Origin of the sequence: Streptomyces sp. 3214.6 (genome assembly GCF_900129855.1) — a bacterium.
Classification (GTDB): Bacteria; Actinomycetota; Actinomycetes; order Streptomycetales; family Streptomycetaceae; genus Streptomyces; species Streptomyces soliscabiei.
Map to the genome: position 1 here is coordinate 1,371,709 of NZ_LT670819.1, position 25,930 is coordinate 1,397,638.

At 71.9% G+C, this 25,930-nt stretch carries 22 protein-coding genes and 1 pseudogene; 13 read left to right on the forward strand and 10 right to left on the reverse strand.

All coding sequences use genetic code 11. The annotated features are described in order from the left end of the window. The first annotated feature begins 65 nt into the window (after positions 1-65). From B5557_RS06130 to B5557_RS06155, 6 genes are all read left to right on the forward strand, one after another. A complete protein-coding gene (locus B5557_RS06130) occupies positions 66-4,559 on the forward strand; it encodes a beta-ketoacyl synthase N-terminal-like domain-containing protein (RefSeq protein ID WP_231976274.1) in 4,494 nt (1,497 codons plus the stop codon). Then, on the forward strand, positions 4,556-4,882 hold the full coding sequence (locus tag B5557_RS06135) for an acyl carrier protein (protein WP_079658160.1): 327 nt from the start codon (positions 4,556-4,558) through the stop codon (positions 4,880-4,882). Before B5557_RS06130 ends, B5557_RS06135 begins: the two co-directional genes overlap by 4 nt. Positions 4,883-4,885: 3 nt before the next feature. Beyond that, complete coding sequence (locus B5557_RS06140) at positions 4,886-5,701, forward strand: alpha/beta fold hydrolase (RefSeq protein ID WP_079658161.1); 816 nt, start codon at positions 4,886-4,888, stop codon at positions 5,699-5,701. After that, on the forward strand, positions 5,698-6,885 hold the full coding sequence (locus tag B5557_RS06145) for a glycosyltransferase (protein ID WP_079658162.1): 1,188 nt from the start codon (positions 5,698-5,700) through the stop codon (positions 6,883-6,885). Before B5557_RS06140 ends, B5557_RS06145 begins: the two co-directional genes overlap by 4 nt. Next, entirely contained in the window at positions 6,882-7,985 is a 1,104-nt protein-coding gene (locus B5557_RS06150; protein ID WP_173877644.1) for a class I SAM-dependent methyltransferase, read from the forward strand. Before B5557_RS06145 ends, B5557_RS06150 begins: the two co-directional genes overlap by 4 nt. 110 nt (positions 7,986-8,095) lie before the next feature. After that, positions 8,096-9,037, forward strand: coding sequence for an alpha/beta hydrolase fold domain-containing protein (locus B5557_RS06155; RefSeq protein WP_331716825.1), 942 nt, complete (start codon positions 8,096-8,098; stop codon positions 9,035-9,037). A gap of 274 nt (positions 9,038-9,311) precedes the next feature. Here B5557_RS06155 and B5557_RS06160 read toward each other — a convergent pair whose 3' ends face one another. Both B5557_RS06160 and B5557_RS06165 read right to left on the reverse strand, forming a co-directional pair. Further along, positions 9,312-9,989, reverse strand: a complete 678-nt coding sequence (locus B5557_RS06160; RefSeq protein ID WP_197697289.1) for a response regulator transcription factor — start codon at positions 9,987-9,989, stop codon at positions 9,312-9,314. Further along, positions 9,986-11,239 carry a sensor histidine kinase gene (locus tag B5557_RS06165; RefSeq protein ID WP_173877645.1) on the reverse strand — a complete coding sequence of 418 codons (1,254 nt, stop codon included), beginning with the start codon at positions 11,237-11,239 and terminating at the stop codon, positions 9,986-9,988. The genes B5557_RS06160 and B5557_RS06165 overlap by 4 nt, the downstream gene beginning before the upstream one ends. A gap of 124 nt (positions 11,240-11,363) precedes the next feature. Here B5557_RS06165 and B5557_RS06170 point away from each other — a divergent pair, with 124 nt between their 5' ends. Genes B5557_RS06170 through B5557_RS06180 form a run of 3 tightly spaced genes read left to right on the forward strand, consistent with a single transcriptional unit; the run spans position 11,364 to position 14,694 of the window. Next, on the forward strand, positions 11,364-12,308 hold the full coding sequence (locus B5557_RS06170) for an ABC transporter ATP-binding protein (RefSeq protein WP_079658165.1): 945 nt from the start codon (positions 11,364-11,366) through the stop codon (positions 12,306-12,308). Then, positions 12,305-13,861 carry an ABC transporter permease subunit gene (locus B5557_RS06175; RefSeq protein ID WP_079658166.1) on the forward strand — a complete coding sequence of 519 codons (1,557 nt, stop codon included), beginning with the start codon at positions 12,305-12,307 and terminating at the stop codon, positions 13,859-13,861. The genes B5557_RS06170 and B5557_RS06175 overlap by 4 nt, the downstream gene beginning before the upstream one ends. Then, the gene (locus B5557_RS06180) at positions 13,858-14,694 is read left to right on the forward strand and encodes an ABC transporter permease subunit (protein WP_079658167.1); all 837 of its coding nucleotides are present in this window, start codon (positions 13,858-13,860) and stop codon (positions 14,692-14,694) included. The genes B5557_RS06175 and B5557_RS06180 overlap by 4 nt, the downstream gene beginning before the upstream one ends. Positions 14,695-14,779: 85 nt before the next feature. Here the strand turns inward: B5557_RS06180 and B5557_RS46140 are convergent. After that, positions 14,780-14,914 (reverse strand): annotated as a pseudogene (locus B5557_RS46140) (GntR family transcriptional regulator); the annotation flags it as partial. Positions 14,915-15,197: 283 nt separating this feature from the next. Between B5557_RS46140 and B5557_RS06185 the strand changes: the two are divergent. After that, positions 15,198-15,866 (forward strand): hypothetical protein, encoded by a 669-nt coding sequence (locus B5557_RS06185; protein WP_079658168.1) that lies wholly within the window; start codon positions 15,198-15,200, stop codon positions 15,864-15,866. A 50-nt stretch (positions 15,867-15,916) separates the two neighbouring features. Here B5557_RS06185 and B5557_RS06190 read toward each other — a convergent pair whose 3' ends face one another. Then, the gene (locus B5557_RS06190; protein WP_079658169.1) at positions 15,917-16,951 is read right to left on the reverse strand and encodes a LacI family DNA-binding transcriptional regulator; all 1,035 of its coding nucleotides are present in this window, start codon (positions 16,949-16,951) and stop codon (positions 15,917-15,919) included. 142 nt (positions 16,952-17,093) lie between these two features. On the opposite strand from B5557_RS06190, the gene B5557_RS06195 reads away from it, so the two are divergent. Genes B5557_RS06195 through B5557_RS06205 form a run of 3 tightly spaced genes read left to right on the forward strand, consistent with a single transcriptional unit; the run spans position 17,094 to position 20,129 of the window. After that, the gene (locus B5557_RS06195; RefSeq protein ID WP_079658170.1) at positions 17,094-18,272 is read left to right on the forward strand and encodes a phytanoyl-CoA dioxygenase family protein; all 1,179 of its coding nucleotides are present in this window, start codon (positions 17,094-17,096) and stop codon (positions 18,270-18,272) included. A gap of 15 nt (positions 18,273-18,287) precedes the next feature. Beyond that, on the forward strand, positions 18,288-19,064 hold the full coding sequence (locus tag B5557_RS06200; RefSeq protein ID WP_079658171.1) for an SDR family oxidoreductase: 777 nt from the start codon (positions 18,288-18,290) through the stop codon (positions 19,062-19,064). 60 nt (positions 19,065-19,124) lie between these two features. Further along, the gene (locus B5557_RS06205; protein WP_079658172.1) at positions 19,125-20,129 is read left to right on the forward strand and encodes a Gfo/Idh/MocA family protein; all 1,005 of its coding nucleotides are present in this window, start codon (positions 19,125-19,127) and stop codon (positions 20,127-20,129) included. Positions 20,130-20,206: 77 nt separating this feature from the next. On the opposite strand, the gene B5557_RS44165 is transcribed toward B5557_RS06205, so the two are convergent. From B5557_RS44165 to B5557_RS06230, 6 genes are all read right to left on the reverse strand, one after another. Further along, positions 20,207-20,380 carry a hypothetical protein gene (locus B5557_RS44165; protein ID WP_173877646.1) on the reverse strand — a complete coding sequence of 58 codons (174 nt, stop codon included), beginning with the start codon at positions 20,378-20,380 and terminating at the stop codon, positions 20,207-20,209. A gap of 48 nt (positions 20,381-20,428) precedes the next feature. After that, positions 20,429-21,679: a serine hydrolase domain-containing protein gene (locus B5557_RS06210; protein WP_079658173.1), complete on the reverse strand. Its 1,251-nt coding sequence runs from the start codon at positions 21,677-21,679 to the stop codon at positions 20,429-20,431. Positions 21,680-21,821: 142 nt separating this feature from the next. Beyond that, the gene (locus tag B5557_RS06215) at positions 21,822-22,724 is read right to left on the reverse strand and encodes a sugar phosphate isomerase/epimerase family protein (RefSeq protein WP_079658174.1); all 903 of its coding nucleotides are present in this window, start codon (positions 22,722-22,724) and stop codon (positions 21,822-21,824) included. Position 22,725: 1 nt separating this feature from the next. Continuing rightward, the gene (locus tag B5557_RS06220; protein ID WP_079664621.1) at positions 22,726-23,643 is read right to left on the reverse strand and encodes an ATP-binding cassette domain-containing protein; all 918 of its coding nucleotides are present in this window, start codon (positions 23,641-23,643) and stop codon (positions 22,726-22,728) included. A gap of 5 nt (positions 23,644-23,648) precedes the next feature. Further along, positions 23,649-24,728, reverse strand: a complete 1,080-nt coding sequence (locus tag B5557_RS06225) for an ABC transporter permease (RefSeq protein ID WP_079658175.1) — start codon at positions 24,726-24,728, stop codon at positions 23,649-23,651. Then, on the reverse strand, positions 24,728-25,747 hold the full coding sequence (locus B5557_RS06230; protein ID WP_079658176.1) for a sugar ABC transporter substrate-binding protein: 1,020 nt from the start codon (positions 25,745-25,747) through the stop codon (positions 24,728-24,730). The genes B5557_RS06225 and B5557_RS06230 overlap by 1 nt, the downstream gene beginning before the upstream one ends. Positions 25,748-25,930: the final 183 nt, after the last annotated feature.

Below are 25,930 nucleotides of genomic sequence, written 5' to 3' on the forward strand. Positions count from 1 at the left end.
CACCCCAACCGGCCTACGGGACCCATGAATTGATGGTTCATCAAGTTCCGGTCGCCATCGTTGGGATGGCGGTGCTGTTGCCGGGCGCCGCCGACCTGGACGCGTACTGGCGGAACCTGCGGGACGGCGTGGACGCGATCGGCGAGGTCCCGGACGGGCGCTGGGACGCGGCGTTCTACCGTCCCGGCAGCGCGTCCGACCCGGCCGTCGCGGACCGGGTGTACGCGCGCCGCGGCGGGTTCGTGGACGGGCTGGCGGAGGTGGAGGTCACCCGGTTCGGGATCATGCCGAACTCGGTGGCCGGCACCGAGCCCGACCAGCTCATCGCCCTGCATGTGGCCTCGGCCGCCCTGGACGACGCGGGCGGCACGGACCGCCTCCCCGACCGAGGGCGCGTCGGCGTCGTTCTCGGCCGGGGCGGCTACCTCACCCCCGGCCTGGTCCGGCTGGACCAGCGGGTGCGCACGGCGGGCCAACTCGTCCGTACGCTGGGCGAGTTGCTGCCCGACCTGACGGCGGATCAACTCCGCCGGGTGCAGACGGCGTTCACGGAGCGGCTCGGGCCGGACAGTCCCGAGTCCGCGATCGGCCTGGTGCCCAACCTCGCCGCCTCCCGGGTCGCCAACCGGCTGGATCTGCGCGGACCGGCGTACACCGTGGACGCGGCCTGCGCCTCGTCGCTGGTCGCCGTGGACCAGGCGGTGGGCGCCCTCGCGTCGGGGCGCTGCGACCTGATGCTCGCCGGGGGCGTCCACCACTGTCACGACATCACGCTGTGGAGCGTTTTCTCCCAGCTCCGCGCCCTCTCCCCCAGCCAGCGCATCCGTCCCTTCCACCGGGACGCCGACGGAATCCTGATCGGCGAGGGGACGGGTGTCGTCGTCCTCAAGCGGCTGACGGACGCCGAGCGCGACGGCGACCGGATCTACGCGGTGATCCGGGGCACCGGAGTGGCCAGCGACGGGCGGGCGGCCGGGCTGGTCAACCCCGATCCCGGTGGTCAGGCGCAGGCCGTGCGGCAGGCCTGGCGGGCCGCCGGGCTCGACCCGGCCGCGCCCGGCTCGATCGGGCTGCTGGAGGCGCACGGCACCGCGACTCCGGCGGGCGACGGCGCCGAACTCACCACGCTGACCGAGGTGTTCGGGCCCGGCGACGGTGACGCGGTCCTGGGGTCGGTCAAGTCGATGATCGGGCACACCATGCCCGCCGCGGGAGTCGCCGGACTGGTGAAGGCCGCGCTCGCCGTCCATCACCGCACCCTGCTCCCGACGCTGCACTGCGACGATCCGCACCCCGCCCTGGCCCGCACCCGGTTCCGCACCCTGGAGAAGGCCGCCGACTGGGAGACCGCCGCCGGACAGCCCGTGCGCCGGGCCGCCGTCAACGCGTTCGGGTTCGGCGGGATCAACGCGCACGTGGTGCTGGAGGAGGCCCCTGGCGCCCGCGGGACCCTCGCGACCGGCCCGTCCCGTCCGGTCCGTCCGGTCCGTCCGGTCCGTCCGGTCGTGGACGTCACCGAACCCGAGCGCGTCCTGCTGCTCGCCGCGGACTCCCCCACCCGCCTCGCCGCGCTCCTGGACGTCGACGACAGCGCCGTACGGGCCGCCGGGCTCGACCCCGGCCATTCGCACCCGGACGCGGGCCCGGCCCGGCTCGGCATCGTCGACCCGACCGCCAAGCGCCTCGCCCTGGCCCGCCGCACGATCGCGCGACAACGGTCCTGGCACGGCCGCAGCGACGTCTGGTTCCGGCCGAGCCCCCTGCTGGGCGCCGGCCACGGCGGGCTGGCGTTCCTGTTCCCCGGCCTGGAGGGCGACTTCACGCCCCAAGTCGACGACGTGGCAGCCCACTTCGGCCTGCCCACCCTCTCGCTCGACGGGGACCGGCCCGGCGACGTGGGCAGGCACGGCTTCGGTGTCGTCGCCGTCGGTCGGCTCCTCGACACCGCGCTGCGCCGCAGCGGCATCGTGCCGGACGCGGTCGCCGGGCACAGCGTGGGCGAGTGGACGGCGATGGCGGCGGCCGGGCTGTACGCCGGGGAGGAGGTCGACGCGTTCATGGCGGGCTTCGACCCGGACTCGGTTACGGTCCCGGGCCTCGCCTTCGGCGCGATCGGCGCGTCCGCCGAACAGGTCCTGGCCGCTCTGCGCGACGAGAGCCGGGCGGAGTCGGGCCTGGTGCTCTCGCACGACAACGCTCCCGGCCAGTCGATGGTGTGCGGCCCGGAGGCGGCGGTGGAGGACTTCGTGCGGGCCTTCCGCGCCCGGGGCGTCCTCAGCCAGGTGCTGCCGTTCCGGTCGGGCTTCCACACGCCGATGCTTCAGCCCCATCTCGGCCCGATCAAGGAGGCCGCCGACCGGTTCCGGCTGCGTCGGCCGCACACCCCGGTCTGGTCGGGGACGACGGCGGCGCCGTTCCCCGCGGACGAGGCGGGGATACGGTCCCTGTTCCTCCGGCACCTGCTGGAACCCGTCCGCTTCCGGCAGCTGGCCGAGGCCCTGTTCGCGGCCGGCCACCGGGTGTACGTCCAGGTCGGGCCCGGTCAGCTCGGCTCCCTCGTCGGCGACACCCTGGGCGACCACGACCACCTCGTCGTCGCCGCCAACTCACCCCACCGCACGGGCCTCGCCCAGCTCCGCCGGGTGGCCACCGCGCTGTGGACGGCGGGCGCGACGGTGGCGCCCGCCCTGACACCCGTCGGTCTCACCACGGCTCAACGACCGTCGGTGCGCCTGGACTTGGGCGGATCGCTGGTGTCCCTCGCACCTCACGACCTCACCGCACTGCGAGCCGAGCTGCGCGCCGCCGCCCCGGCCCGCACGGCGGACGTCGGCGGACCCTCGCCGCTGGACGCTCTCGTCGAACGCTCCCCGATGGCCGCCGAGTTGAGCGCCCTGCTCCGCGAGACGGCGGACACGGCCGCCGCCCTCATAACCACCAGGGCCTCAACTCCCGTACAGCCACGCCCGATCGGCCCGACGCACAGCACCGTCCGTGTCTCCCCCGACACCATGCCCTACCTCCTGGACCACTGCTTCTTCCCCCAGCGGCCCGGCTGGCCCGACATCGCCGACCGGTGGCCGGTCGTCCCGGCGACGACGATCGTGCAGCACATCGTGGACGCGGCGCTGGACGCGACCCGGGAGTCGTCCCCCGGCAGGGTGCCGATCGCCGTGCACGGCGCGCGGTTCGAGGAGTGGCTCACCGCCACCCCCGCCGTCGACGTACCGGTGACCGTGACCCCACAGGGCCCCGAGAACCCGGACCGCCTGGCCGTCTCCTTCGGTCCCCGGGCCCGCGCCACCGTGGAACTCGCCGTGGGGTATCCCGCCCCGGCCCCCGCCCCGTGGCCCACCGATCCCGGCGCCGAGCGCACCCCGGAGCACACCGCCGCCCAGCTGTACGCCGAGCGCTGGATGTTCCACGGCCCGGCGTTCCAGGGCGTCACCGAGCTCACCGCGATCGGCGACCGCCACGTCCGGGGAGTCATCACCACCCCGCCCGCGCCCGGCGCGCTGCTGGACAACGTCGGCCAGATCCTCGGCTACTGGATCATGGCGACCCGCACGGAGCGGACGGTCGTGTTCCCGGTCGGGATGCGGGAGATGCGGTTCCACGGGCCGCATCCGACGCCGGGGACCGAGGTGGGCTGCCTGGTGCGGATCACGAACCTCACCGACACGTTCCTGGAGGCCGACGTCCAGCTGACGGTCGGCGGCACGGTGTGGGCGGAGCTGCACGGCTGGCAGGACCGCCGCTTCGACAACGACCCCACGACCAGGCCGGTCGAGCGGTTCCCGGAGCTCCACACCCTGTCCGAGACCCGGCCGGGCGGCTGGCAACTGCTGCACGAGCGGTGGCCGGACCTGGCCTCCCGCGAGCTGATCATGCGCAACTCCCTCGGCGGCGTGGAGCGCGCGCAGTACGCGGAGCACGCGCCGCGCGGGCGCCGGCAGTGGCTGCTGGGCCGGATCGCGGTCAAGGACGCGGTCCGGCGGTGGCTGTGGGACCAGGGCGAGGGCCCGGTCTTCCCGGCAGAGCTGCGGGTGCACAACGACGAGGCGGGCCGCCCGTACGTCACCGGCGTGCACGGCCGTGTCCTGCCCGCGCTGGACGTGTCGCTGGCCCACTGCGCGGAGGCGGGCGTCGCGATCGTCCGGCCGCACACGCCGGGCCCCGGATGCGGGATCGACATCGAAGAGGTCACCGACCGCACCCCGCAGACCGTCGCCGCCGCCCTCGGACCGGACGAACTGCGCCTCCTGCGCACCCTGTTGGAGCAGGGCGGCGAATCCGAGGCGCTGTGGTTCGCCCGTTTCTGGGCGGCGAAGGAGGCCGTCGCCAAGGCGGAGGGAACCGGATTCGGCGGCAGGCCACGGGACTTCACGGTCCTCGACACGACCCCGGCCGGCGACCGGCTGACCGTCGCGGGCCGCCTGGCACCCGCCTACACCGTGCACTGCGCCCCGGCCGCCAACCCGCCCCGGCTGCCCGACCGTTCGTACGCGGTCGCTTGGACGACGGGACACCCGACCCCGAAGGAGTACGACGCCCGATGACTTCCCCCACCCCCCACACCTCCGTCACCGCCGACGAGGAGGCCGTCCTCGCCGACCTCACCGGCATGCTCGCGCGGCTCCTGGAAAACGAGTACGGCCTCGACGACGTCGAGATCGGCATGCGGACGACCTTCAACCGCGACCTGGAGCTGGAGAGCATCGACCTGGTCACCCTGGCCGGTCTGCTCCAGGAGCGGTACGGCGACCGGGTCAACTTCGCCGAGTTCCTGGCCGGCATGGAGTTCGACGAGATCATCGAGCTGACCGTCGGCCGGCTCGTCGAGTACGTCGTGACGAGCCTGAAGGGCGCGGGGGCGAGCTGAGCCATGGCGATGGTCGACACCGGCACCGTCCGGTTGCACGTACAGCGGATCGGCCCCCGGGAGGGCCGGCCGGCCACCGCCACGGTGGTGCTGGTGCACGGTCTGCTCACCGACAGCCTGGCCAGCTACTACTTCACCGTCGCGCCCGCGTTCGCAGCCGCCGGCCTCGACGTCGTCATGTACGACCTGCGCGGCCACGGACGCAGCGAACGCCCCGCCGCCGGTTACACGTTGGACGACAGCGTCGACGACCTGGAGGCGCTGCTCGACCGGCTGGCGGTGACCGGGCCGGTGCATCTCGTCGGCAACTCCTACGGCGGCACGATCGCGTTCGGCTACGCGGCCCGGCATCCGGAGCGGGCGGCGAGCGTCAGCCTCATCGAGTCCGAACCGGCCACCGCCGCCTGGGCGGTGAAACTCGGCGGGATCCTGGACCGGGTCGTGACGCAGCTCGCGCACAACGAGCCGGACGCGATCGCCTGGATCACCGCGAACCGTAGCCACAACACCGCCCGCCTGGCGAAGGGCGCGGCCCGGCTCGCCCGCGAGACCAGCCTCGGCCGGGACATCCCGGCCAGCCGGGTACTGACGGAAGATCAGATCGCGGCGGTGCGCTGCCCGGTGCTGGGCCTGTACGGCGGAGACTCCGACCTCGCCGCACTCGCGCCCTGGTTCCAGGCGGTGCTGCCGGACTGCCGGACCGTGGTGATCCCGGGGCACGAGCACTCGGTTCTCGTGGAGGCCTCGGGGACGGTCGGCGGGCACATCCTGCACCTGGTCGAGGAGGCCGGGCGGGTGGCGGCGGAGGCGGCCGGGTGAGCCGATTCCTGTTCGTCGTCCCGCCGTTGACCGGGCACATCAATCCGACCGTCGGCGTCGCCGCCGAACTCACCGCGCGCGGGCACGTGGTGGCGTGGGCCTGCCCCGATCCGGAGCTGGTGGGCCGGCTCGCGGGTCCCGGGGCCGGGGCGGTCTTCGCCTGTGCCGGGACCCCGCAGGGTGAGCGGCCGGCCGGCCTGCGCGGTCCGGAGGCTCTGAAGTTCCTGTGGGAGTGGTACCTGCTCCCGCTGGCCCGGACCATGGCGCCGGGGGTGCGGGCGGCCGTCGAGGCGTTCCGGCCGGACGTGGTCGTCGCCGACCAGCAGGCCTTCGCCGGCGCGCTGGTCGCGGAGCGGCTGGGTCTGCCCTGGGCGACCTCGGCGACCACGTCGGCCGAGTTCACCGACCCCCTCGCCGGGCTGCCCAAGGTCAGTCAGTGGCTGGCGGAGCAGCTGGCCGAACTCCGGGTTGCCGTCGGGGACCCGGCGGGCACCGTCGACCCCCGCTTCTCCCCACAGCTCGTCCTCGCCTTCAGCACACCGGAGTTGGCGGGCACCTCGCACTCCGGGGTCCGCTGGGTCGGTCCGTCGATCACGGCCCGCCCGTCCGCCGCCGGCTTCCCCTGGGCGTGGCTCGACCCCGGCCGGGTCACCGTGCTGGTCACACTCGGCACCGCGAACACCGACGTGGGCGGCCGGTTCCTCGACACGTGCCGCAGCGCGCTGCGGGAGCGGGCCGACCGGATGCAGGGGGTGATCGTCGATCCCGGCGGCATGCTGGAGCCGCACGGCGACGGCGGCGAGGGCGACGGCGATGACAAGGACGTGCTGATCGTGCCGTCCGTGCCCCAACTCGCCCTGCTGGAGCGGGGAGTCGGTGCCGTGGTCTGCCACGCGGGGCACAACAGCGTGTGCGAGGCGCTGTGGCACGGGGTCCCGCTCGTCGTGGCTCCCATCCGCGACGACCAGCCGGTGGTTGCCGGGCAGGTCGTGGACGCGGGGGCCGGGGTGCGGGTGCGGTTCGGCCGGGTCACCGCGCAGAAGCTGGGCGCGGCGCTGGACGCCGTCCTGGACGACCCCGCCCACTCCGCGGCGGCCGAGCGGATCCGTACGGCGTTCCGCGCCGCGGGCGGCGCCTCCGCCGCCGCGGCCCATCTCGACGGACTGGCCAGGGAGTTCAGATGAGCGAGAAGAGCCAAGACACCGAACCCACCACGGCCGCCGAGCCCACCGCGGCCGCCGAGCGCATCGCGGCGCTGCGCCCCGGCTACCAGGCGGACATCGCGGCCGGCCTGGACCGCTTCTTCGAACCCCGCAGCGCCGTCTGTCCCTGGTGCGGTTCGGACGAGCTGACCACCCGGCTGCGCACCACCGACCTGCTCCAGCACAAGCCGGGCCGCTTCCTCCTGGACCGCTGCGCGGCCTGCGGGCACACCTTCCAGAACCCCCGACTCAGCGCGGAGGGCCTGGAGTTCTACTACCGGGACTTCTACGACGGGCTCGGCGAGAAGAAGCTCGGCGACACCTTCGGCAGCCGGACGAAGATGTACCGCGGGCGGGCCGAGTCGATGCTGCCGCACGACCCCGACCCGAAGACCTGGCTGGACGTCGGCACCGGACACGGTCACTTCTGCGCGGTCGCCCGGGAGGTGTTGCCCGGGACCACGTTCGACGGGCTCGACTTCACCGACGGCGTCGAACTCGCCCAGCGGGAGGGCCGGGTGGAGCACGGCTACCGGGGCAGTTTCCCCGACCTCGCGCCCGGGCTGGCCGCCGGCTACGACGTGGTGAGCATGTTCCACTACCTGGAGCACAGCACCGACCCCGACCGTGAGCTGCGCGCCGCACGCGAGACGGTCCGCCCCGGCGGCCATCTGCTGATCGAGGTGCCGGACCCCGAGAGCCGCTACGCCCGCCTCCTCGGCCGCTGGTGGCTGCCCTGGCTCCAGCCGCAGCACCTGCACTTCGTGCCGGTGGCCAACCTGCGGGAACGGCTCGCGAGGCTGGGTTTCACGGTGGTGGCGGAGCAGCACGCCGAGCCGCACGACCCGGTCGATCTGCTGGCGGCCGTCTGGCTGGCGCTGGACCACGCGGCGCCCCGCGACGACGCGCCCTGGCTGCCCGAGCGGCCGGGCGCTCTGCGCCGCACGCTGCGCGCGGCCCTGCTCCTCGCCGGGATCCCGGCACTGATCGCGGGCACCCTGCTCGACCGGTTCGCGGTGCGGCCGGTGTCGCACCGGCTGGGTGTGTCCAACGCGTACCGGATCGTCGCCAGACGGGACTGAGAGGGTGGGTGTGCACGCGGGTGCCGCCGTGCTAGCTTCACCCTGTTTCCATCGACAGGAATCCTGGCGATCGACGGTACGGCACGACGAACGGAACCCGCATGTCCATCATGGCCAGACCCGCGGTGGCCGCCCGCGCCGCCACGACGATGCAGGGCCTCAACCGGCTGGCGAGCCGACGCTCCGGCGGCCCCGGCTCCACGGCCGCCTGGCAGGCGCGCTTGCCCGAATATCCGCGTGACGTACGGGAGTTGACGATCCCGACGTCCGTCGCCCCGGCCCCGGTCACGGTGTACGCACCGCCGACCGGGACGGCGACGTGCCCTCCCGTGCACATCAACTTCCATGGCGGCGGCTTCGTCATCTCGATGCCGGAGATGGACGACGCGCTGTGCCGGCTGCTCGCCGTGGAGGCGGGGGTGGTCGTGGTCAACGTCAAGTACGTCGTCGCCCCGCAGCACCCGTTCCCTGCGCCGACCACGCAGGCGTACGACGTCGTGCGGTGGGTCGCCGAGCACGGCGCCGAGCAGGGCTGGGACGGCGGGCGGCTCACCGTGGGCGGGCAGAGCGCGGGCGGCGCGCTCGCCGCGGCCGTGGCCCGGCAGGCCCTGGAGCAGGGCGGTCCGTCGCTCGCGCTCCAGGTGCTGCACTATCCCCCGCTGGATCTCACGACCCCCGCCAGAGACAAGAAGGCCGCCGTCGCCAAGCCGATGCTGCGCCCCTGGATGGGCGAGATCTTCGACTCCTCCTATGTGCCGGATCCCCGCGAGCGCGCCCACCGGCTCGTCTCGCCCGCGGGCGCCGCGGACACCGCCGACCTGAACGGCATCGCCCCGGCCCTGGTGATCACGGCCCACGACGACCTGCTCAGGAACGAGGCGACACGGTACGCCGAGCGGCTCGACGCCGCGGGAGCCCTCGTCGCACTCCACGACGTCGCCGGAGCCGACCACGGCTACGACGCCAAGGACGACGTAAAGGCCCGCGCCACCTATCACCTGATCGCCCGTCACCTCAGACAGGCCACGGCACCCGAGGCCCCCGACGCCTGATGCCGGACGCCTGACGCGCTCGTTCAGCGCACCGACGCCGTGGCCGCCTCCGCGACGATCTCGGCGACCGCGGCCGGCTGCTCGACGAGGAGAAGGTGCCCCGCGTCGGCGACGGATACCGGGCCAGGTACGCGTGCTGGCCGATGGCCTGCGCGAGGACCCGGGCCTCCAGCGCCATCCGGTTGGCGGTCTCCGAGGTCGGCTGCGCAGATGACTGGAGTGGGGTGCACTGAGCACCGCCTCCGCTCGCGGGCCGCCGGCCCCTGGCGGCTGCTCAGTCTGGTGGGACGGCTGGGTCGATGATCCGATACCCCACGCCGGGTGTGGTGGCGATGACCGGGGGGTCGCCGAGTTTGCGGCGCAGGCGGCTGATGGTCACCGTGACGGTGTTGGTGAACGGGTCGGCGTGTTCGTCCCAGACCTGTTCGAGGAGGTTCTCCGTGCTGAGGAAGGCGGGGCTCGCGTTCAGGAGGGCTTCGAGTACCGCGAATTCCTTGACGGAGAGGTCGAGTTGGTGGCCGTCGCGGCTGGCGGTGCGGCGCATCGGGTCGAGTTCGATGCCCGCCGTGCTCAGGGTGCGGGACCGGGCGGCGGGCCGGCGGCGGGCCAGGGCCCGGATGCGCAGGATGAGTTCGGGAAAGTGGAAGGGCTTGGCGAGGTAGTCGTCGGCGCCCAGGGTCAGGCCGCTGACGCGGTCGCCGGGTGAGTCGGCGGCGGTCAGCATCAGGACCATCACGCGGCCGTCCCGCTCGGTGATCATCTGGCAGAGGGTGTCGCCGTGGATGCCCGGCAGGTCGCGGTCGAGCACGACGACGTCGTACGCGTTGACGTCCAGCTTGGCCGCGGCGTCGAGCCCGTCGTGGGCCACGTCCACGGCCATGCCCTGGTCGCGCAGTCCCTCGGCGACGACTTCGGCGAGGGGGCGGGCGTCGTCGACCACCAGGACTCTCAACGCGCCACGCCCGTCTCTGTGTTGGGAGCATCCGCCGTCGCCCTGCCGTCCGTACGGGGGAGGGTGATGGTGACGCGCAGGCCGCCGTCGGGGCGGGCGCGCAGGTCCAGGGTGCCATGGTGGGCCTCAGTGATGGCCGCGACGATGGAGAGGCCGAGGCCGCTTCCCTGGCCGGTGCCGGTCCGGTCGGCGCCAAGGCGGCGGAAGGGCTGCGCGAGGTCCGCCACCCGCCGCTGGTCGAGGACCGGGCCGCTGGACTCGACGACGAGGGACACCGCGCCTGCGCCGTCTCCTTCGGCCCGTACCGCGACACTGATCCAGCCCTCGGGATCGTTGTGCGCGATCGCGTTGTCGACCACGTTGTCGACCGCGCGGCGCAGCAACGTCTGGCTGCCCCACACCCACGCGGAGTCGTCGATCCGGTTTTCACGCACGGTCAGGCCCTTGGCCGCAATGTCCTTTGCCCGTCCGGTCAGGGCGGTCCGCGCGAGTTGGCCGAGGGTGAGGCGCGCCGAGTCGGTGAACTCGCCGTGCTGGGTGCGAGCCAGGACGAGGAAACTCTCCAGCAGCCGGTCCACCTGATCGAGTTCGGCGCGCATCCGGGCGGCCAGCGTGGCCGTGGTCTCGGGCACTGGGCCCGGCTTGGCGAGGGCCACGTCCAGGGAGGCCCGCATCGTGGTGAGCGGGGTGCGCAGCTCGTGGGAGGCGTTGGCGACGAAGAGGCGCTGGGCGTCGAAGGAGCCCTCCAGGCGGCCGAGGAGGTCGTCGATGGTGTCGGCGAGGTCCTTCACCTCGTCGCCGGGGCCGCCGATGGCCAGGCGTTCGTGCAGGCTGTCGGCGGTGATCCGGCGGGTGGCCGCTGTCATCACGCGCAGCGGGCGCAGCACCCGGCCGGCGACGAACCAGCCGAGGCCGACCGAGATCACCGCCATGACGCCGAGGGCGATGGCGGAGCCGAGCAGGATCTGCCGGGACTGGGTGTCGTGCGCCTGGGCCAGCTGCTGCTCCAGATCGTCGATGCGGCCCTGGGCCTGTGCCGCCGTGGCTCGCTGATCGGTGCCACCATCGAGGGCGGTCTGGCTGGAGCGCGATCCGCCGGATGCCACCAGGGCCGCGATGGCGAGCAGCGCCGTTCCCGACAGCAGGAACAGAGTCACGTACAAGGCGGTGAAGCGGGTGCGGGCAGTGCCACGGCGCAGGCCGAGCCGGGCAGTCAGGCCCGCGAGCCGTCGGGGCGGACCCCATTTCATCCGCATGCTCCCTCTCGCCACCGCACCAGGACACGTACCGGGCCAGGCTAAGCCGAGGCGCCTAACAGCGAGATGACAGTGGCCGTTCGGCCCCTGTAACGCGCTCCGTCGCAGGGTGGCGCCCATGAGCGATGAGAGTACGAAGGCGACGATCGAGGTCATCGGTCTGCGTAAACGCTTCGGGCCACGGCTGGCTCTGGACGGGATGACGTTCACCGTGCGGCCCGGACGTGTGACCGGCTTCGTCGGCCCGAACGGCGCGGGCAAGTCCACCACCATGCGCGTGATCCTGGGCCTTGACGCAGCTGAGGGAAAGGCCCTGGTCGGCGGGGTACCGTACGGCACCCTGCGTCGCCCGCTTCGACATCTGGGGGCACTGCTCGACGCCTCCGCGCTGCAGCCGAGCCGCACCGCCCGTAACCACCTGCTGTGGCTGGCCCACTCACAGGGCCTGCCGCCCCGGCGCGTGGACGAGGTCATCGAACAGGCCGGCCTGGGCACCGCGGCCCGGCGCAAGGCCGGCGGCTTCTCGCTGGGCATGCGCCAGCGCCTGGGGATCGCGGCGGCGCTGCTCGGTGACCCGCCGGTGGTCATGCTGGACGAGCCGTTCAACGGCCTCGACCCCGACGGCATCGTGTGGATGCGCGGGTTCCTGGCGGAGCTGGCCCGGCAGGGCCGCGCCGTCCTGGTCTCCAGTCACCTGATGAGCGAACTCGAAGACACCGCGGACCATCTCGTGGTGATCGGTCGCGGCCGGGTCGTCGCGGACACCAGCGTGTCCGAGCTGCTCGCCGAGGCGTCGGGCGGCCGGGTCACCCTGCGTACCTCCGTGCCTCCGCGCGCCGCCGAGGTCCTGCAGGGCGCGGGCGCCACCGTTCTCGCCACCGGCCCCGACACCCTCGGCGTCACGGGCCTGCCCGACGAGGAGATCGTGGCCCTGCTCGCCCGGAACGGGGTGCCGTTCTCCCAGGTGTCCGCGCACCGGGCGACGCTCGAAGAGGCGTACATGGAGCTCACCCGGCACGCGGTGGAGTACCGGGGCATCCCGGCGGGGGAGCCCACGCGATGACCGCCACCCTCACCCCTCGCCTCCCGGCCACGAGACGCGCTGGGCGGAGCGGGTTCCTCAGAACGCTGCACGCCGAGTGGACGAAGTTCCGTACGGTACGCGGCTGGGTCCTCGCCATGGCAGGGGCGCTCCTGGCGACGATCGTGGTCGGCCTACTCGGCACGGCCGCCCCCGGCGGTCGCGGCGCCGACTCCGCCACGTACCCGAAAGGCCCCGGCGGCGAGGCCGTCAATGACAACTTCTACTTCGTCCACAGGACGCTCACCGGCGACGGCGTCCTCACCGTTGCCCTGCGGTCCCTGACCGGTGCGGTCGACACCGGGATCGGCAGGACGGCCCAGGGCGCCCAGCCCTGGGCGAAGGCAGGGATCATCGTGAAGGAAAGCCTCACCCAGGGATCCCCGTACGCGGCGGTCATGGCCACCGGCGGTCACGGCGTGCGCATGCAGTACGACTACACGCACGACACGGCGGGCCCTTCCGGCAAGGTCACCCAGGGGTCCCCGCGCTGGCTGCGGCTGGTCCGCTCCGGTGACAGCCTCACCGGTTACGCCTCTACCGACGGCTCCCACTGGACCAAGGTCGGCCATACGAAGCTGCCTGGGCTTGCGCGCACCGTGCAGGCCGGGCTCTTCGCCACGTCACCGGAGGCGAAGCAGGACACCGCGGCGGGCACGGGCTTCAGCCCCGCCGTGGCCACCGGCGCCTTCGGCCGTCCCGGCCTCACCGGTGGCTGGTCCCAGAGTGCGTGGAGCGGCACACAGATGGGCGGCGACGCGGGCACTTCCGGCAGCTACACGAACACCACCAAGGGCGGCTTCACGCAGACCGACGGCGGCGGGTTCACCGTGACCGGGGCCGGTGACATCGCACCGGTCGTCGGCGGGCCCGTCATGGGCGTCGGCTTCTCCGTCGAGAACTTCCTCGTCGGCACCTTCGCCGGGCTGATCGTGGTGATCGCCGTGGGCACGGTGTTCATCACCGGCGAGTATCGGCGTGGTCTGCTGCGTACGACCGTGGCGGCAACTCCCCTGCGGGGCCGGGTGCTTGACGCCAAGGCATTGGTTGCCGGGGGCGTCGCGTTCGCCATCGGCCTGGTGGCCGCCGCGATCACCGTTCCCATCGGGGAACGCAGCGCGCGCGGCAGGGGCTTCCATGTCTTCCCCGTCACGTCGGCGACCGAAGTGCGCGTCATGGTCGGAACCGGCCTGCTCTGCGCAGCCGCCGCCGTGCTCGCTCTCGGCGTCGGTGCCCTGCTGCGGCGCAGCGGCACGGCGGTCGCCCTGGTCATCGCGTCGATCGTGCTGCCCTTCCTGCTTGCCACCTCCGGCGTACTGCCCCCGGGCGTCTCGGAGTGGCTGCTGCGGGTGACCCCGGCTGCGGGCTTCGCCATCCAGCAGACCCTGCCGCAGTACGCGCAGGTGCTCAGCGTGTACGAGCCGTCGACCGGCTACTACCCGCTGGCGCCCTGGGCCGGCCTCGCCGTGCTGTGCGGATACGCCGCGCTCGCCTTCGGTCTGGCCGTGGTGCGGCTGCGTGGGAGGGACGTATGAGTCTCCTGAGCGGTGCGCGACTCGCGAGCACGGCGCACGGCGCCTGGCGAGGGGACTTCGGCCGCGCCTTGTGCGCGGAGTGGACAAAGCTGCGCACCGCAGGGGAAATGGGCAGGTTGCTTCTGCTCGCCGTCGCGCTGACCGTGGCCGTCGGCTGCGGCACCGCCAAGGCCGTGAAGTGCCCGGACGCGGGGTGCGGCCAGGACGCCGTCAAGCTCGCCCTGACCGGCGTCACCGTGGGGCAGGCGGTCATCGCCGTCCTCGCGGTGCTGGCCGTCAGCGGCGAGTACGGCACCGGGATGATCCGCACCACGCTCATGGCAGTGCCGAACCGGATCACCGTACTCACCGCCAAGGCGACGATCCTCACCACGGTCGTCCTCGTCTCCGGGACGGCTGCGGTCCTGGTCTCCCTCCTCGCCGGCCGCTACATCCTGCCCGGCAACGGATTCACCGGGGCGCACGGCTATGCCCCGCTCTCCCTGGCCGACGGCCCGACCCTGCGGGCGGCCGTGGGCTCGGTCCTCTACCTCGTCCTGATCGCCCTGATCGGCCTCGGCGTGGCGACGGCGGTACGGGAGGCGGCGAGCGCCATCGGGATCGTGCTCGGGTTGCTCTACGTCTTCCCGGTCGTCACCCGGGTGGTCAACGACCCGGAGTGGCAGCGCCACCTCCAGCAGATCTCGCCCATGAGCGCCGGGCTCGCGGTCCAAGCCACCGTCCATCTGCACGAGCAGCCCATCGGCCCATGGGCCGGCCTGGGCGTGCTCGCGGCGTGGGCCGTGGCCGCGCTGCTGGTCGGCAGCCTGCTGCTGCACAGGCGCGACGCGTAGCCGAATCGAGCCGTCCGCGAGCACGGTGGCTTCGAGCCCCTCCCCCACCATGGACGCCGTGGCGGCGAGGGCGAGGTGTGAGTTCCAGCTCCGTCAGCTCGGCGAGTTGCTCGTCGCCGGCGGCGACGGCGGCCTTCGCCGCGCAGAGCCCTTCGAGGACCATGCGGCACTGGCCCGCTTCCTGCTCGGCGACATCACGTCCCTGGCGGCCGACACCGCGGTCTTCGTGCCCGAGCGGGGCCGCCCGACCAGGGCGACGGCGGGCCACAGCCGCGCCGCCGGCGGCGAGCGCGACCGTGCTGGAGGCGATGACCCACTCCGCCCGGAGCGGCTCCTGGGTGGACGTCCACCCGTAGGGGTGGCCCTGGGAACACCCCCGGTCCGGTCCTCAGGCCCAGGGACCGCGCGCCGCGGAGACGGCAGGCTTCAAGGGTCGGCGAGCGAGCGCACGAACACCCGGACGCCGACACCGATTCCGCCACACCGAGAACTCGGGGGACCCCATGTCCGAAGTCATCGCCCGCCGACTGACCGGCCTCGCCGCCGTCGTCGCCGCGGTCGCCCTCATCGTCCAGGTTCCGCTGTACTTCGTCTACGACGGCCCGCCGCCGGACGGCAACGTGCTGTCCCGGCTGCTCATCGGGATCGTCGCGCTGGCCTGCCTGGTGGTGTTCGTGACGGCGTTCCGCGAACTGGTGAGGCGGGTCGACCCCGCCCATGAGTGGATCGGCTCGATCGCCTTCTCCACCGGCCTCGTCTACGCCGTCGTCATCCTGGTCTCGATGGGCCTGGAGGCCGGCGCGGTCATCGCCGTCGACCATCCGATCGACCCGACCATCGACGTCAGCGGCACCTACATCCTGTACGGGTCGATCTCCCGCCTCATGCTGGCGCTGTTCCTGACCGCCCTCGGGTACGCCGTCTCCCGGACCCGCCTGCTGCCGCGCTGGACCGGCCGCTCGGCGTACGTCCTGGCCGGGATCAACCTGGCGTTCGTGCCGTCGCTGTTCTTCGGCAACGACCCCGCGTTCTTCTACGCGGCGAACGGCTGGGGCACGACCGCGCTGATGGGGGCCGTCCTCAGCTACTGGCTGCTGGCCGTGGGCGTCTCGACGTACCGCAGCGCGGCCCGCGTCAGCCCGGCCGCCGAGGCGCCGGCCCTGCGGCACTGAGCAGAGCGGCACCGCACAGTCACAGCCCGCGCCCCAGGTGTCGGCCCGCGTCAGCCGGCCGCCGCCTGGGGCGGCATGTTGTACGGGGTGACCACCTGGATCGCCGACGGCAGCAGGGGCCCGGCCGGCGGCAGCGCGCCGTGGGCCCGCATCACCGTGTGACAGGCCTCGCGCACATCGTGGCGCAGGTCGTGGTGGAGGACGGCGGACAGCCGGTGCTCGCGCAGCAGCCGGGTGTTGTCGTGGTCGAGGTCGTGCGCGACGAACACCGCGCACTCCCGGCCGAGGTCGGCGAAGGCGCGCAGGGCAGCGATGTTGCCGCCGCCGATGGAGTAGACGGCGCGGATGTCCGGATCGCGTTCCAGCGCGGCCCGGACGAGGTCGTACTGGGTGGCGTCCAGCCCCTGTCCCTCGGTGATCTCGACGAGTGCGCGCTCGGGATGGCGGGCCCGCATCACGCTGCGGAAGCCCATCTCGCGCTCCTCCTCGTTGCGGAAGAACCCGCTGCTCAGGCTGGTGAGCACATTGCCGGGCCGGTCGCCGAGCCACTGGCCCATGAGGTAGGCGGCGGTGGCGCCTGCGGCCCGGTCGTCGATGCCGACGTAGGCGAGGCGGGCGCTGGCGGGCAGATCCGTGACGAGGGTGACGACCGGGATGCCTGCGGCGACCAGCCGGCCGACGGCGGCGGTGATGTCGGGGACGTCCGGGGCCTTGAGGATCACTCCCTGGGAACCGCGCCGGGCTATCCGGTCCAGGGTCGCGACCTGCTCCTGGACCGGGCCGGTCTCCCGGAAGTGGAAGCGGGAGCGCAGCACGGCCGGGTGCAGGGACGGCAGTTCGGCCTCCAGGGCGGCCCGGACGGCGGTGGTGAAGCGTTCCGGCGCCTGCATCACGATGTCGATCATGAAGGTGCGGCCGACGAGTCGGACCTGGGTGCGCTGACGGTCGAGGTCGGCGATGGCCCGCTGGACCTCCTGCGCGGTGGACTCGCGCACCCCTCCCCTGCCGTTGAGAACCCGGTCGACGGTGGCCTCGCTGAGACCCGCCTGACGTGCGATCTCACGGATGGGAAAGGGGTGGCCCACGGGAGGCTCCTGGGAGGTCTGCCGGACGGTTCGCCGGGAGGTCTGCTTGAGGGGTTTTTGATGGCTGTCTGCTGGTTGCTCGATGGTTTTGTCATGACAAGAATGGCAGCGCTGAGCCGCCATTGTCATCGAAGGGACAAGGATGTCCTTCACCTCCGCGCAGGGCCATGCCGGGGACCGCGTCTGGCTGACCGAGCAGGACTGCGACCTCGACGTCTTCCGCCCGCTCGTCGAGCGCGAAACCGACCCCGCCGACTTCCCGCGCGCCACTGCCGTCGAGAAGAACGTCCTCGTCTACGACAGTGAGCGGCTGCGCGCCGACGGAGCGGACCGTGCGATGCGCGCCGAGCTGGTGCGGGCCCTGACCGACGGCCCCGGTGTCGTCGTCTTCCGGGGCGCTTTCCCCGATCCGGCGGTCGTCGACCGGACCAGCGCCGTCTTCGACGCGCTCATCGCCGAGCAGCATGCCTCGGGTGCGACGGCCGGCGACCACTTCGCGACGCCCGGCGCCAACGACCGCGTCTGGAACGCCCTGGAGAAGGCCGCCCTGTACGACCCGGAGGCATTCGCCGAGTATTACGCCAACGATGTCCTCGCGCTGGTCTCCCGGGCCTGGCTCGGCCCCGGCTACCAGGTGACCTCCCAGGTCAACGTGGTGAACCCGGGCGGCGCGGCGCAGCGCCCGCACCGCGACTACCACCTCGGGTTCCTCTCCGACGGGGCGGCCGCCGCCTATCCGGCGCACGTCCACCGGCTCTCCCCGGTGCTCACGCTCCAGGGCGCGGTCGCGCACTGCGACATGCCGGTGGAGTCCGGTCCCACGCTGTACCTGCCGTACTCGCAGACCTTCGAGCCCGGCTATCTGGCGTGGCGGCTGCCGCAGTTCCAGGAGTACTTCGACGGGCACCACGTCCAACTGCCCCTGGCGAAGGGCGACGCGGCCTTCTTCAACCCGGCCGTCCTGCACGCCGCCGGCACCAACCGCACCGCCGACGTACGCCGGATGGCCAACCTGCTCCAGGTGTCCTCGGCCTTCGGGCGGGCGATGGAGACCGTGGACCGGGAGGCGGTGGCGAACGCGGTCTTCCCCGTGCTGCTGAAGCGCCGGGCACAGGGCGTCGGCGAGGAGTGGCTGGAGCACGTGATCGCGGCGAGCGCCGAGGGCTACCCCTTCCCCACCAACCTCGACAGCGACCCGCCCGTCGACGGCCTGGCCCCGCCCTCGCAGGCGGACGTGGTCCGGCGTGCGGTGCGCGAGGAGTGGACCCCGCGGGCGCTCCGCGACGAGCTGCGGGCCGGCGCCATGCGGCGCACCAGCTGAAAGGAACCTCTGCACATGGGACTTCTCGACGACAAGGTCGTCCTCGTCAACGGCGGCAGCCAGGGCGTCGGCGCGGCCATCGCGCGGGCCGCGGTCCGTGAGGGCGCGCTCGTCGCCGTCACCGGACGGCGACCGGAACCGGGCGAGGCGCTGGTGGCGGAGCTGACCGCCGCGGGTGGCAAGGCGCTCTTCGTGCGGGCCGACCTGGCGGACGCCGAGCAGGCGAAGACGTCGGTGGCCGAGACGGTCGCCGCGTACGGCCGGGTCGACTGCCTGGTGAACTCGGCCGGGCTCACGTCGCGCGGGACGCTCCTCGACACCACGCCCGAGCTGTTCGACCAGCACATCGCGATCAACCTCAAGGCGCCGTTCTTCGCCATGCAGGCGGCGGTGGCGGACATGCTGGCCCGCGAGTCGCCCGGCACGATCGTCAACATCATCACCTCCTCGGCGCACGGCGGTCAGCCGTTCCTCGCGCCGTACGTCGCCGCCAAGGCCGGCCTGGTCGGTCTGACCCGCAACGCCGCGCACGCCCACCGCTTCGACCGGGTCCGGATCAACGGCCTGAACATCGGCTGGACGGCCACCGAGGGCGAGGACGCGACCCAGAGGTCCTTCCACGGCGCCGGGGACGACTGGCGCGAGCAGGCCGCCGCCCGACTGCCCATGGGCAAGCTGGGCCAGCCGGACGAGATCGCCGACTTCGTGGTCTTCCTGCTGTCCGACCGGTCGGGCGTGGTCACCGGTTCGGTGATCGACTGGGACCAGAACGTGCTCGGCGGACTCGACTAGACCCACTTCTCCCCCGTCCCCTGTATGCCTCTGTACGACTCGCTAGGAGCTGTGACCCCCATGCGCATCGGAATCCTCGGCCTCGGCCGCATCGGCGCCTTCCACGCCGAGACCCTCTCCGGACTCGACGCCGTCGAGTCGCTCGTCGTCGCCGACCCGTTCGCGGAGGCCGCCAAGAACGCGGCCGAGCGGTTCGGCGCCGAGGTCGCGGACTCCCCCGAGGCCGTGCTGGCCGCCGGCGTGGACGGTGTGGTGATCGCCGCGGCGACCGACGCCCACCCGGGTCTGATCCTGGCCGCCGTCGAGGCGGGCGTCCCCGTTTTCTGCGAGAAGCCCGTCGCCAGGACGATGAGCGAGGGCGTGGCCGTCCTCAAGGCCGTCCAGGGCTCCGCCGTCCCCATCCAGATCGGTTACAACCGCCGCTTCGACGCGGGCTTCGTCGCCGCGCGGGCGGCGGTGCAGGCCGGCGAACTGGGCAAGCTGCACACGGTCCGCTCGACCACGCTGGACCCGGCCCCGCCGCCCGCCGCGTACATCGCCGCGTCCGGGGGCATCTTCCGGGACTGTTCCGTGCACGACTTCGACATCATCCGCTGGGTCACGGGCCGCGAGGTGACCGAGGTGTACGCGGTCGGCGGCAACCGGGGCGCCGACTACATCAAGGAGGCGGGCGACGCCGACACCACCGGCGCGATCCTCACCCTCGACGACGGCACGATCGCGGTGGTCTCCAACTCCCGCCACAACGCCCGCGGTTACGACGTGCGGATGGAGATCCACGGGTTCGCGGACTCGATCGCCGTGGGCCTGGAGGACAAGCTGCCGCTGCGCTCGGTGGAGCCCGGGGTGACCTTCCCGGCCGGCACCCCGCACGACTTCTTCATGGACCGCTTCACCGCCGCCTACCGCGCCGAACTGAGCGCGTTCACCGAGGTCGTGGCCGGCTCCCGCCCCTCTCCCTGCACGATCGAGGACGCTCTGGAGGCGGGCTGGATCGCGGACGCCTGCACGCTGTCCCTGCACGAGCACCGGCCGGTGACGATCGCGGAGGTGCGGGCCTCCTGAGCCTGCGGCGAAGGGCGACCGGGGCACGCTGTTCCCGGTCGCCCTTCGCCACGCTCACCGGCCGTGGCCAACGGCTCTCACAGGCCGTAGCGAACGGCCACTTCGTCGGGGTCGTAGTGGTCGCGCGACGGGTCCTTCGGCAGGGCGGGCTGTTCCTCCACCATGTCCTGCGGGCTGATCCGCTCCGGCAGCGCGCCGAACCGGGCCCGGCGCTGGGCCTCCGTCGTGTCGGGCTTGTCGTCCTCGTGCATCTCACCCTCCCCTTTCCTGCTCCACACCTTGCACCTGTCCGAACGTTCTCAGTGCGCCGCCGGTTCCGCCGGCAGGTTGAAGACGTGGTTCGGGGAGACGATCGTCGTGATCGCGTCGCCGAACACGGTGCTCGGCTCCTGGTTCTTGTAGTTGATGTCGGTATTCAGCACGACGACGATGGTCGCTCGCGCCGACGGCAGATAGACGGTCAGGGTCTCGTAGCCGGGCAGCGAGCCGTTGTGGCCGATCCAGCCCTGCACGTTGAAGATGCCGAGACCGTATCCGGCGCCCGGGATGGGCGTGGCCGGTGTGATCAGGCGCTGCTTCTGGGTGGCGGCGCTGACCATCCGGTGGCCGTCGGGCAGCACGCCGGTGGCCACGGTGCGCGCCCAGATCCGCAGGTCGTCCAGTGTGGAGATCATCGCGCCGGCCGCCCAGCCCCAGGAGGGGTTCCAGTCGGCCGAGTCCTCGACCTTCCCGGTCGCGGTCTGGTTCGTGTAGCCCTGGGAGTGCGGGGTGGGGAACTCGTTGCCGGTCGGGAACAGGGTGTCGTGCATACCGGCGGGATCCAGGATGTGGTCGTGGATGTAGTCGTTGAGGTGCGCGCCGCTCATCTTCTCGACGACCAGGCCGAGCAGGATCAGGTTGGTGTTGCAGTAGTAGAACTTCTCGCCCGGCTGGAACAGCACGGGGTGTTTGAAGGAGTAGTCGAGCAACTGCTGCGGGGTGAACGGCCGCTGGGGATCGGTTGTCAGGGCCTTGTAGAAGCCCGGGTCGGCGGAGTAGTTGAACAGTCCGCTGCGCATGCCGGCCAGCTGCCGCAGGGTGATCCTGTCACCGTTCGGCACGCCGTCGATGTACTTGCCGATGGGGTCGTCGAGGCCGATCTTCCCCTCGTCGACCAGTTGCAGGACCGCCGTGACGGTGAACGTCTTGGTCTCGCTGCCGATCCGTACGAAGAGGTCCGGGGTCATCTTCTGGCCGGTGCTCTTGTCGCGGACGCCGAAGGACTTCACGTAATGGCCCTTGTCGGGCGTCCAGATGCCGACGCTCACCCCGGGCACGTTCGCCTGCTTCATGACCCGCTGGACGGCCGCGTCGACCTGCTGCCGCACGGCGGGGGTGAGTTCGACGACGCCGTCCCCGGAAGAGGACGGCGAGGGTGGTTCGGCGGCGGTGGCGGTCTCGGCGGCCGAGGACGGCAGTGCCGTCGCCCCGCCCGCGGTCGGCACCACCAACGCCCCCACCGTGGCGGCGACGACGATCCCCCGGCGCAGTCGCATGTACGGGTGTGTCATCGGCCTTCTCCCGCATGAGGAGGTTGCGCCGCACAGCCGCACCAGGGGGCACGGGCCGCATGCGGCCCATCACCCCCACCATACGAGCGCGGGCGCGCCGCCGCCTGTCGGCGACGGCGCGACGCGCCTGGTCAGCGACCGCTCACGCCCCGCAGGACCGTAGGAACTTCCGGGTGCGCACCGCGATGGGCAGCGGGGCGTCCGGCTCGCACGGGTACATGTCCTGCTCGACGATCGCGAACAGCTCCACGCCCAGCCGCTGCGCCGCAACCAGGACCGGCTCCAACTCAGGTACGCCGGACGGCGGTTCGCACATCACCCCGCGCTGGACGGCGGGCCCGAACGGCACCTCGTCGCGGACGACGTCGGCGAGGATCTGCGGGTCGACCTGCTTGAGGTGGAGGTAGCCGATGCGTTCGCCGTAGGTCTCGATCAACTGGACGCTGTCGCCGCCGCAGTAGGCGTAGTGACCGGTGTCCAGGCAGAGGTTGACCAGTTCGCTGTCGGTGGAGTCGAGGAAGCGTTCCACGTGGGGCTCGGTGTCGAGGTGCGTGTCGGCGTGCGGATGGACGACGAGGTCCAGGCCGTACGTCTCCTTCACCTCGTGGCCGAGCCGCTCCATGCCCTTGGTGAGATGGGCCCACTGTTCGCCCGTCAGCTCCGGCGGCTCCAGGATCTCGGCCGTCTTGTCGTCCCGCCAGAAGGACGGGATGACGACGAGATGCCGGGCGCCCATCGCCTGGGTGAGCGCGGCCACTTCGCTGACGTGCGCCCAGGTGGACTCCCACACGGACGGGCCGCGGTGCAGGCCGGTGAAGACCGTGCCCGCCGAGACGCTCAGCCTCCGCCTGGCCACCTCGTCGGTGAGACGGACCGGGTCGGTCGGCAGATAGCCGTAGGGGCCCAGTTCGATCCAGGAGTAGCCGGCCTCGGCGACCTCGTCCAGGAAGCGTTCCCAGGGCACCTGTCGGGGGTCGTCGGGGAACCACACGCCCCAGGAGTCGGGTGCCGAGCCGATGCGGATACGGTCGAGAGCGTGTCCCATGTCAGGACGTCCCCTCCGCCGGGCCCGCCACGGGAGCGGTGAGGTCCTTGGCCTCCGGGAGCTCTTCCACGTCGACGCCGCGGACTTGGGACAACTCGTGTTTGAGGGCTGCGAGTTCGGCGCCGCCGGCCATGTGGTTGGTGAGTTCTTCGAGGCTGACCTGGGCGCGGGAGGCGGTGAGTTCCATGGTGCCCAGGCGCAGGACGCTGAAGTGGTCGCCGACCATGTAGGCGTGGTGGGGGTTGTGGGTGATGAAGATGACGCCGAGGCCGCGGTCGCGGGCGGCGGCGATGTACTTCAGGACCACGCCGGACTGTTTGACGCCGAGGGCGGCGGTGGGCTCGTCCAGGATGAGCACGCGGGCGCCGAAGTAGACGGCGCGGGCGATGGCCACGCACTGGCGCTGGCCGCCCGAGAGGGTGCCGATGGGCTGTTCGAGGTCGTCCAGGACGATGCCCATGTTGCGCAGTTCTTCGTCGGCGGTCTTTTTCATCTTGTCGATGTCGAGTCGGCGCACGGGCCAGGGGCCCTTGGTCATCTCGGAGCCGAGGAAGAAGTTGCGCCACACGGGCATCAGGGGGACGGTCGCGAGGTCCTGGTAGACGGTGGCGATACCGCGGTCGAGGGCCTCGCGCGGGGTGGAGAACCGCACGGGTGTGCCGTCGACGAGGAACTCGCCCTCGGTGTGCTGGTGCAGCCCCGAGACGATCTTGATCAGGGTGGACTTGCCGGCGCCGTTGTCGCCCAGGACACAGGTCACCTTGCCGGCGTGCACCCTCAGGTCGACGCCGTGCAGGGCACGGATGTTGCCGTAGGACTTGCCGGCGCCCCGCAGCTCGACGAGCGCGCGGTCGCCGTCCTCGGGGACGGTGTCCGCGATGATCGCGCCGTGTGTGCCGGTTCCGTTGCTGGTGGTCATTGCGGTCACCTCCGGGTCGCCGTGCGGCTGACCCACAGATTGATCAGGACGGCGCCGAGGAGCATCACGCCGAGGAAGGCCTTGAACCAGTCGGGGTTCCAGCCGGCGTAGACGATGCCCTGCTGCACCATGCCGAACATGAACGCGCCGAAGACCGGGCCGATCGCCGAGCCGGCGCCACCGGTCAGCAGGCAGCCGCCGATGACGGCCGCGGAGATGTAGATCAGCTCCTGGCCGACGCCCTCACCGGACTGCACGGTGTTGAACGTGAACAGCTGGTGCATGCCGACGAACCAGGCCCCGAAACCGACCAGCATGAACAGCGAGATCTTCGTGAACGTCACCGGCACACCGACCGCCCGCGCCGACTCCTTGTTGCCGCCGACCGCGAAGATCCAGTTGCCGTACCTGGTGCGCAGCAGCACCCACGTGGCGAGCGCCGCGAAGACCAGCCAGTAGAAGATGGTGATCTTCACCTGGACGCCGCCGATGTCGAACGACGAGGCGAAGATCTTCTTCGCCTGCCCGAAGCCGTCCATGTCGCTGATGTCGTCCGTGGCCACGTTGGTGGTGACCAGCTTGGTCACGGCGAGGTTGACGCCCTGGAGGATCAGGAAGGTGCCCAGGGTGATCAGGAAGCTGGGCAGTCCGGTCCTCACCACCATCCAGCCGTTGAAGAAGCCGATGGCGAGGGAGACCAGGAGCGCGACGACGACACCGACCCACACGTTCATGGTGAGCTGGTAGCTGAGCATGCTCGCGGTGAGCGCCGAGGAGATCACCGCGACACCCGACGACAGGTCGAACTCGCCGCCGATCATCAGCAGCGCCACCGGCAGGGCCATGATCCCGATCGTCGACGACTGGTACAGGATGTTGGCCATCGCGCTGGCCTCGCGCACCGGCGGCGCCGAAGCCAGGAAGAACACGTACACCGCGACCGCGCCGAGGAAGACACCCACCTCGGGGCGCGCCAACAGGCGCAGAGCCAGCGGGCGTTGAGAGGTCCGGCCGTCGCTCTCCTTGCGGCCGGGGGCCGGCGGTGTCTTGCTCACCGCCGGCTCGGCATGCTGGGCCATGCTCATCACCGGGTGCCCTTCGCGGCGTACGCGGCCACCGCGTCGACGTTGGACTTGTCCACGAAGGCCGGGCCGGTCAGCACCGGCTGCTCGCCGCCGCCCATGTAGTTGCCGTTGTTCTTGTAGAGCCACAGCGAGTCGATCGCCAGGTAGCCCTGCAGATACGGCTGCTGATCCACCGCCAGCTCGACGGTGCCCTTGCTGATGGCTCCGGTCAGGTCCTTGTTGAGGTCGAAGGTGGCGATCTTCGCCTTGCTGCCGGCGTCGGACACCGACTGCGCGGCGGTCAGCGCGATGGGGGCGCCGAGCGTGATGACGTGGTCGACGGCCTTGTCCTGGCTGAGCTTGGCGGTGATCGTCGACTTCACGGACGGCATGTCGGTGCCGTTGACGTAGAGGTTCTCGATGGAACCGGAGAACGTCTTCTTCACACCGTCACAGCGCTGGGTGAGGCCTATGTTGCCCTGCTCCTGGATGACACAGACGGCCTTCTTGGAACCGAGCGAGTTCAGCTTGTTGCCGAGGGCCTCGCCGGCGACCGTCTCGTCCTGCCCGAAGAACTCGAGCAGGCCGAGCTTCTTCCACTCGCTCACACCGGAGTTGAGACCGACCACGGGTATCTTCGCGGCCGTCGCCTTGGCTATGACGTCCTTGAGGGCGTCGGGCTTGGCGAGGGTGACGGCGATGCCGTCGACCTTCTGGTCGATGCCGTTCTGCACCAGGTTGGCCTGGCCGCCCGCGCTCGGGTCGGCGGAGTAGACCAGCTTGACGTTGTCCTTGGCCGCGGCGGCCTCGGCGCCCTTGCGGACGATGTCCCAGAAGGTGTCGCCGGGCGACTGGTGGGTCACCAGGGCGACGGTCATCTGCGGTGTGCTCGCCTTGCCCGCGGAGGCGCCGTCCGCGCTCTCCTCGGACTTCTTTCCGCCGGAGCTGCTGGAGCAGCCTGCGAGGGTCAGGGCCACCGCCGCGGCCATGGCCACGACCGGGGCGATTCTGCGCGAGCGGGAGGGAGAAGAGCTGTCCATCTTTCCTGCACCTCACTGTGCTACGGGGAAAACGACGGGGGAAAAGGAGGACGATCGCGAGGATCCGGGGCCCGTTTCTACTCAGATTGGGGCCAGGTAGCCGGGTCCGCGACTGTTCAGGAATCGCGGACCCGGCTCGTGCGCTGCTGGGACCGGATCCAATCCCCTGACGAGCCCACTGTC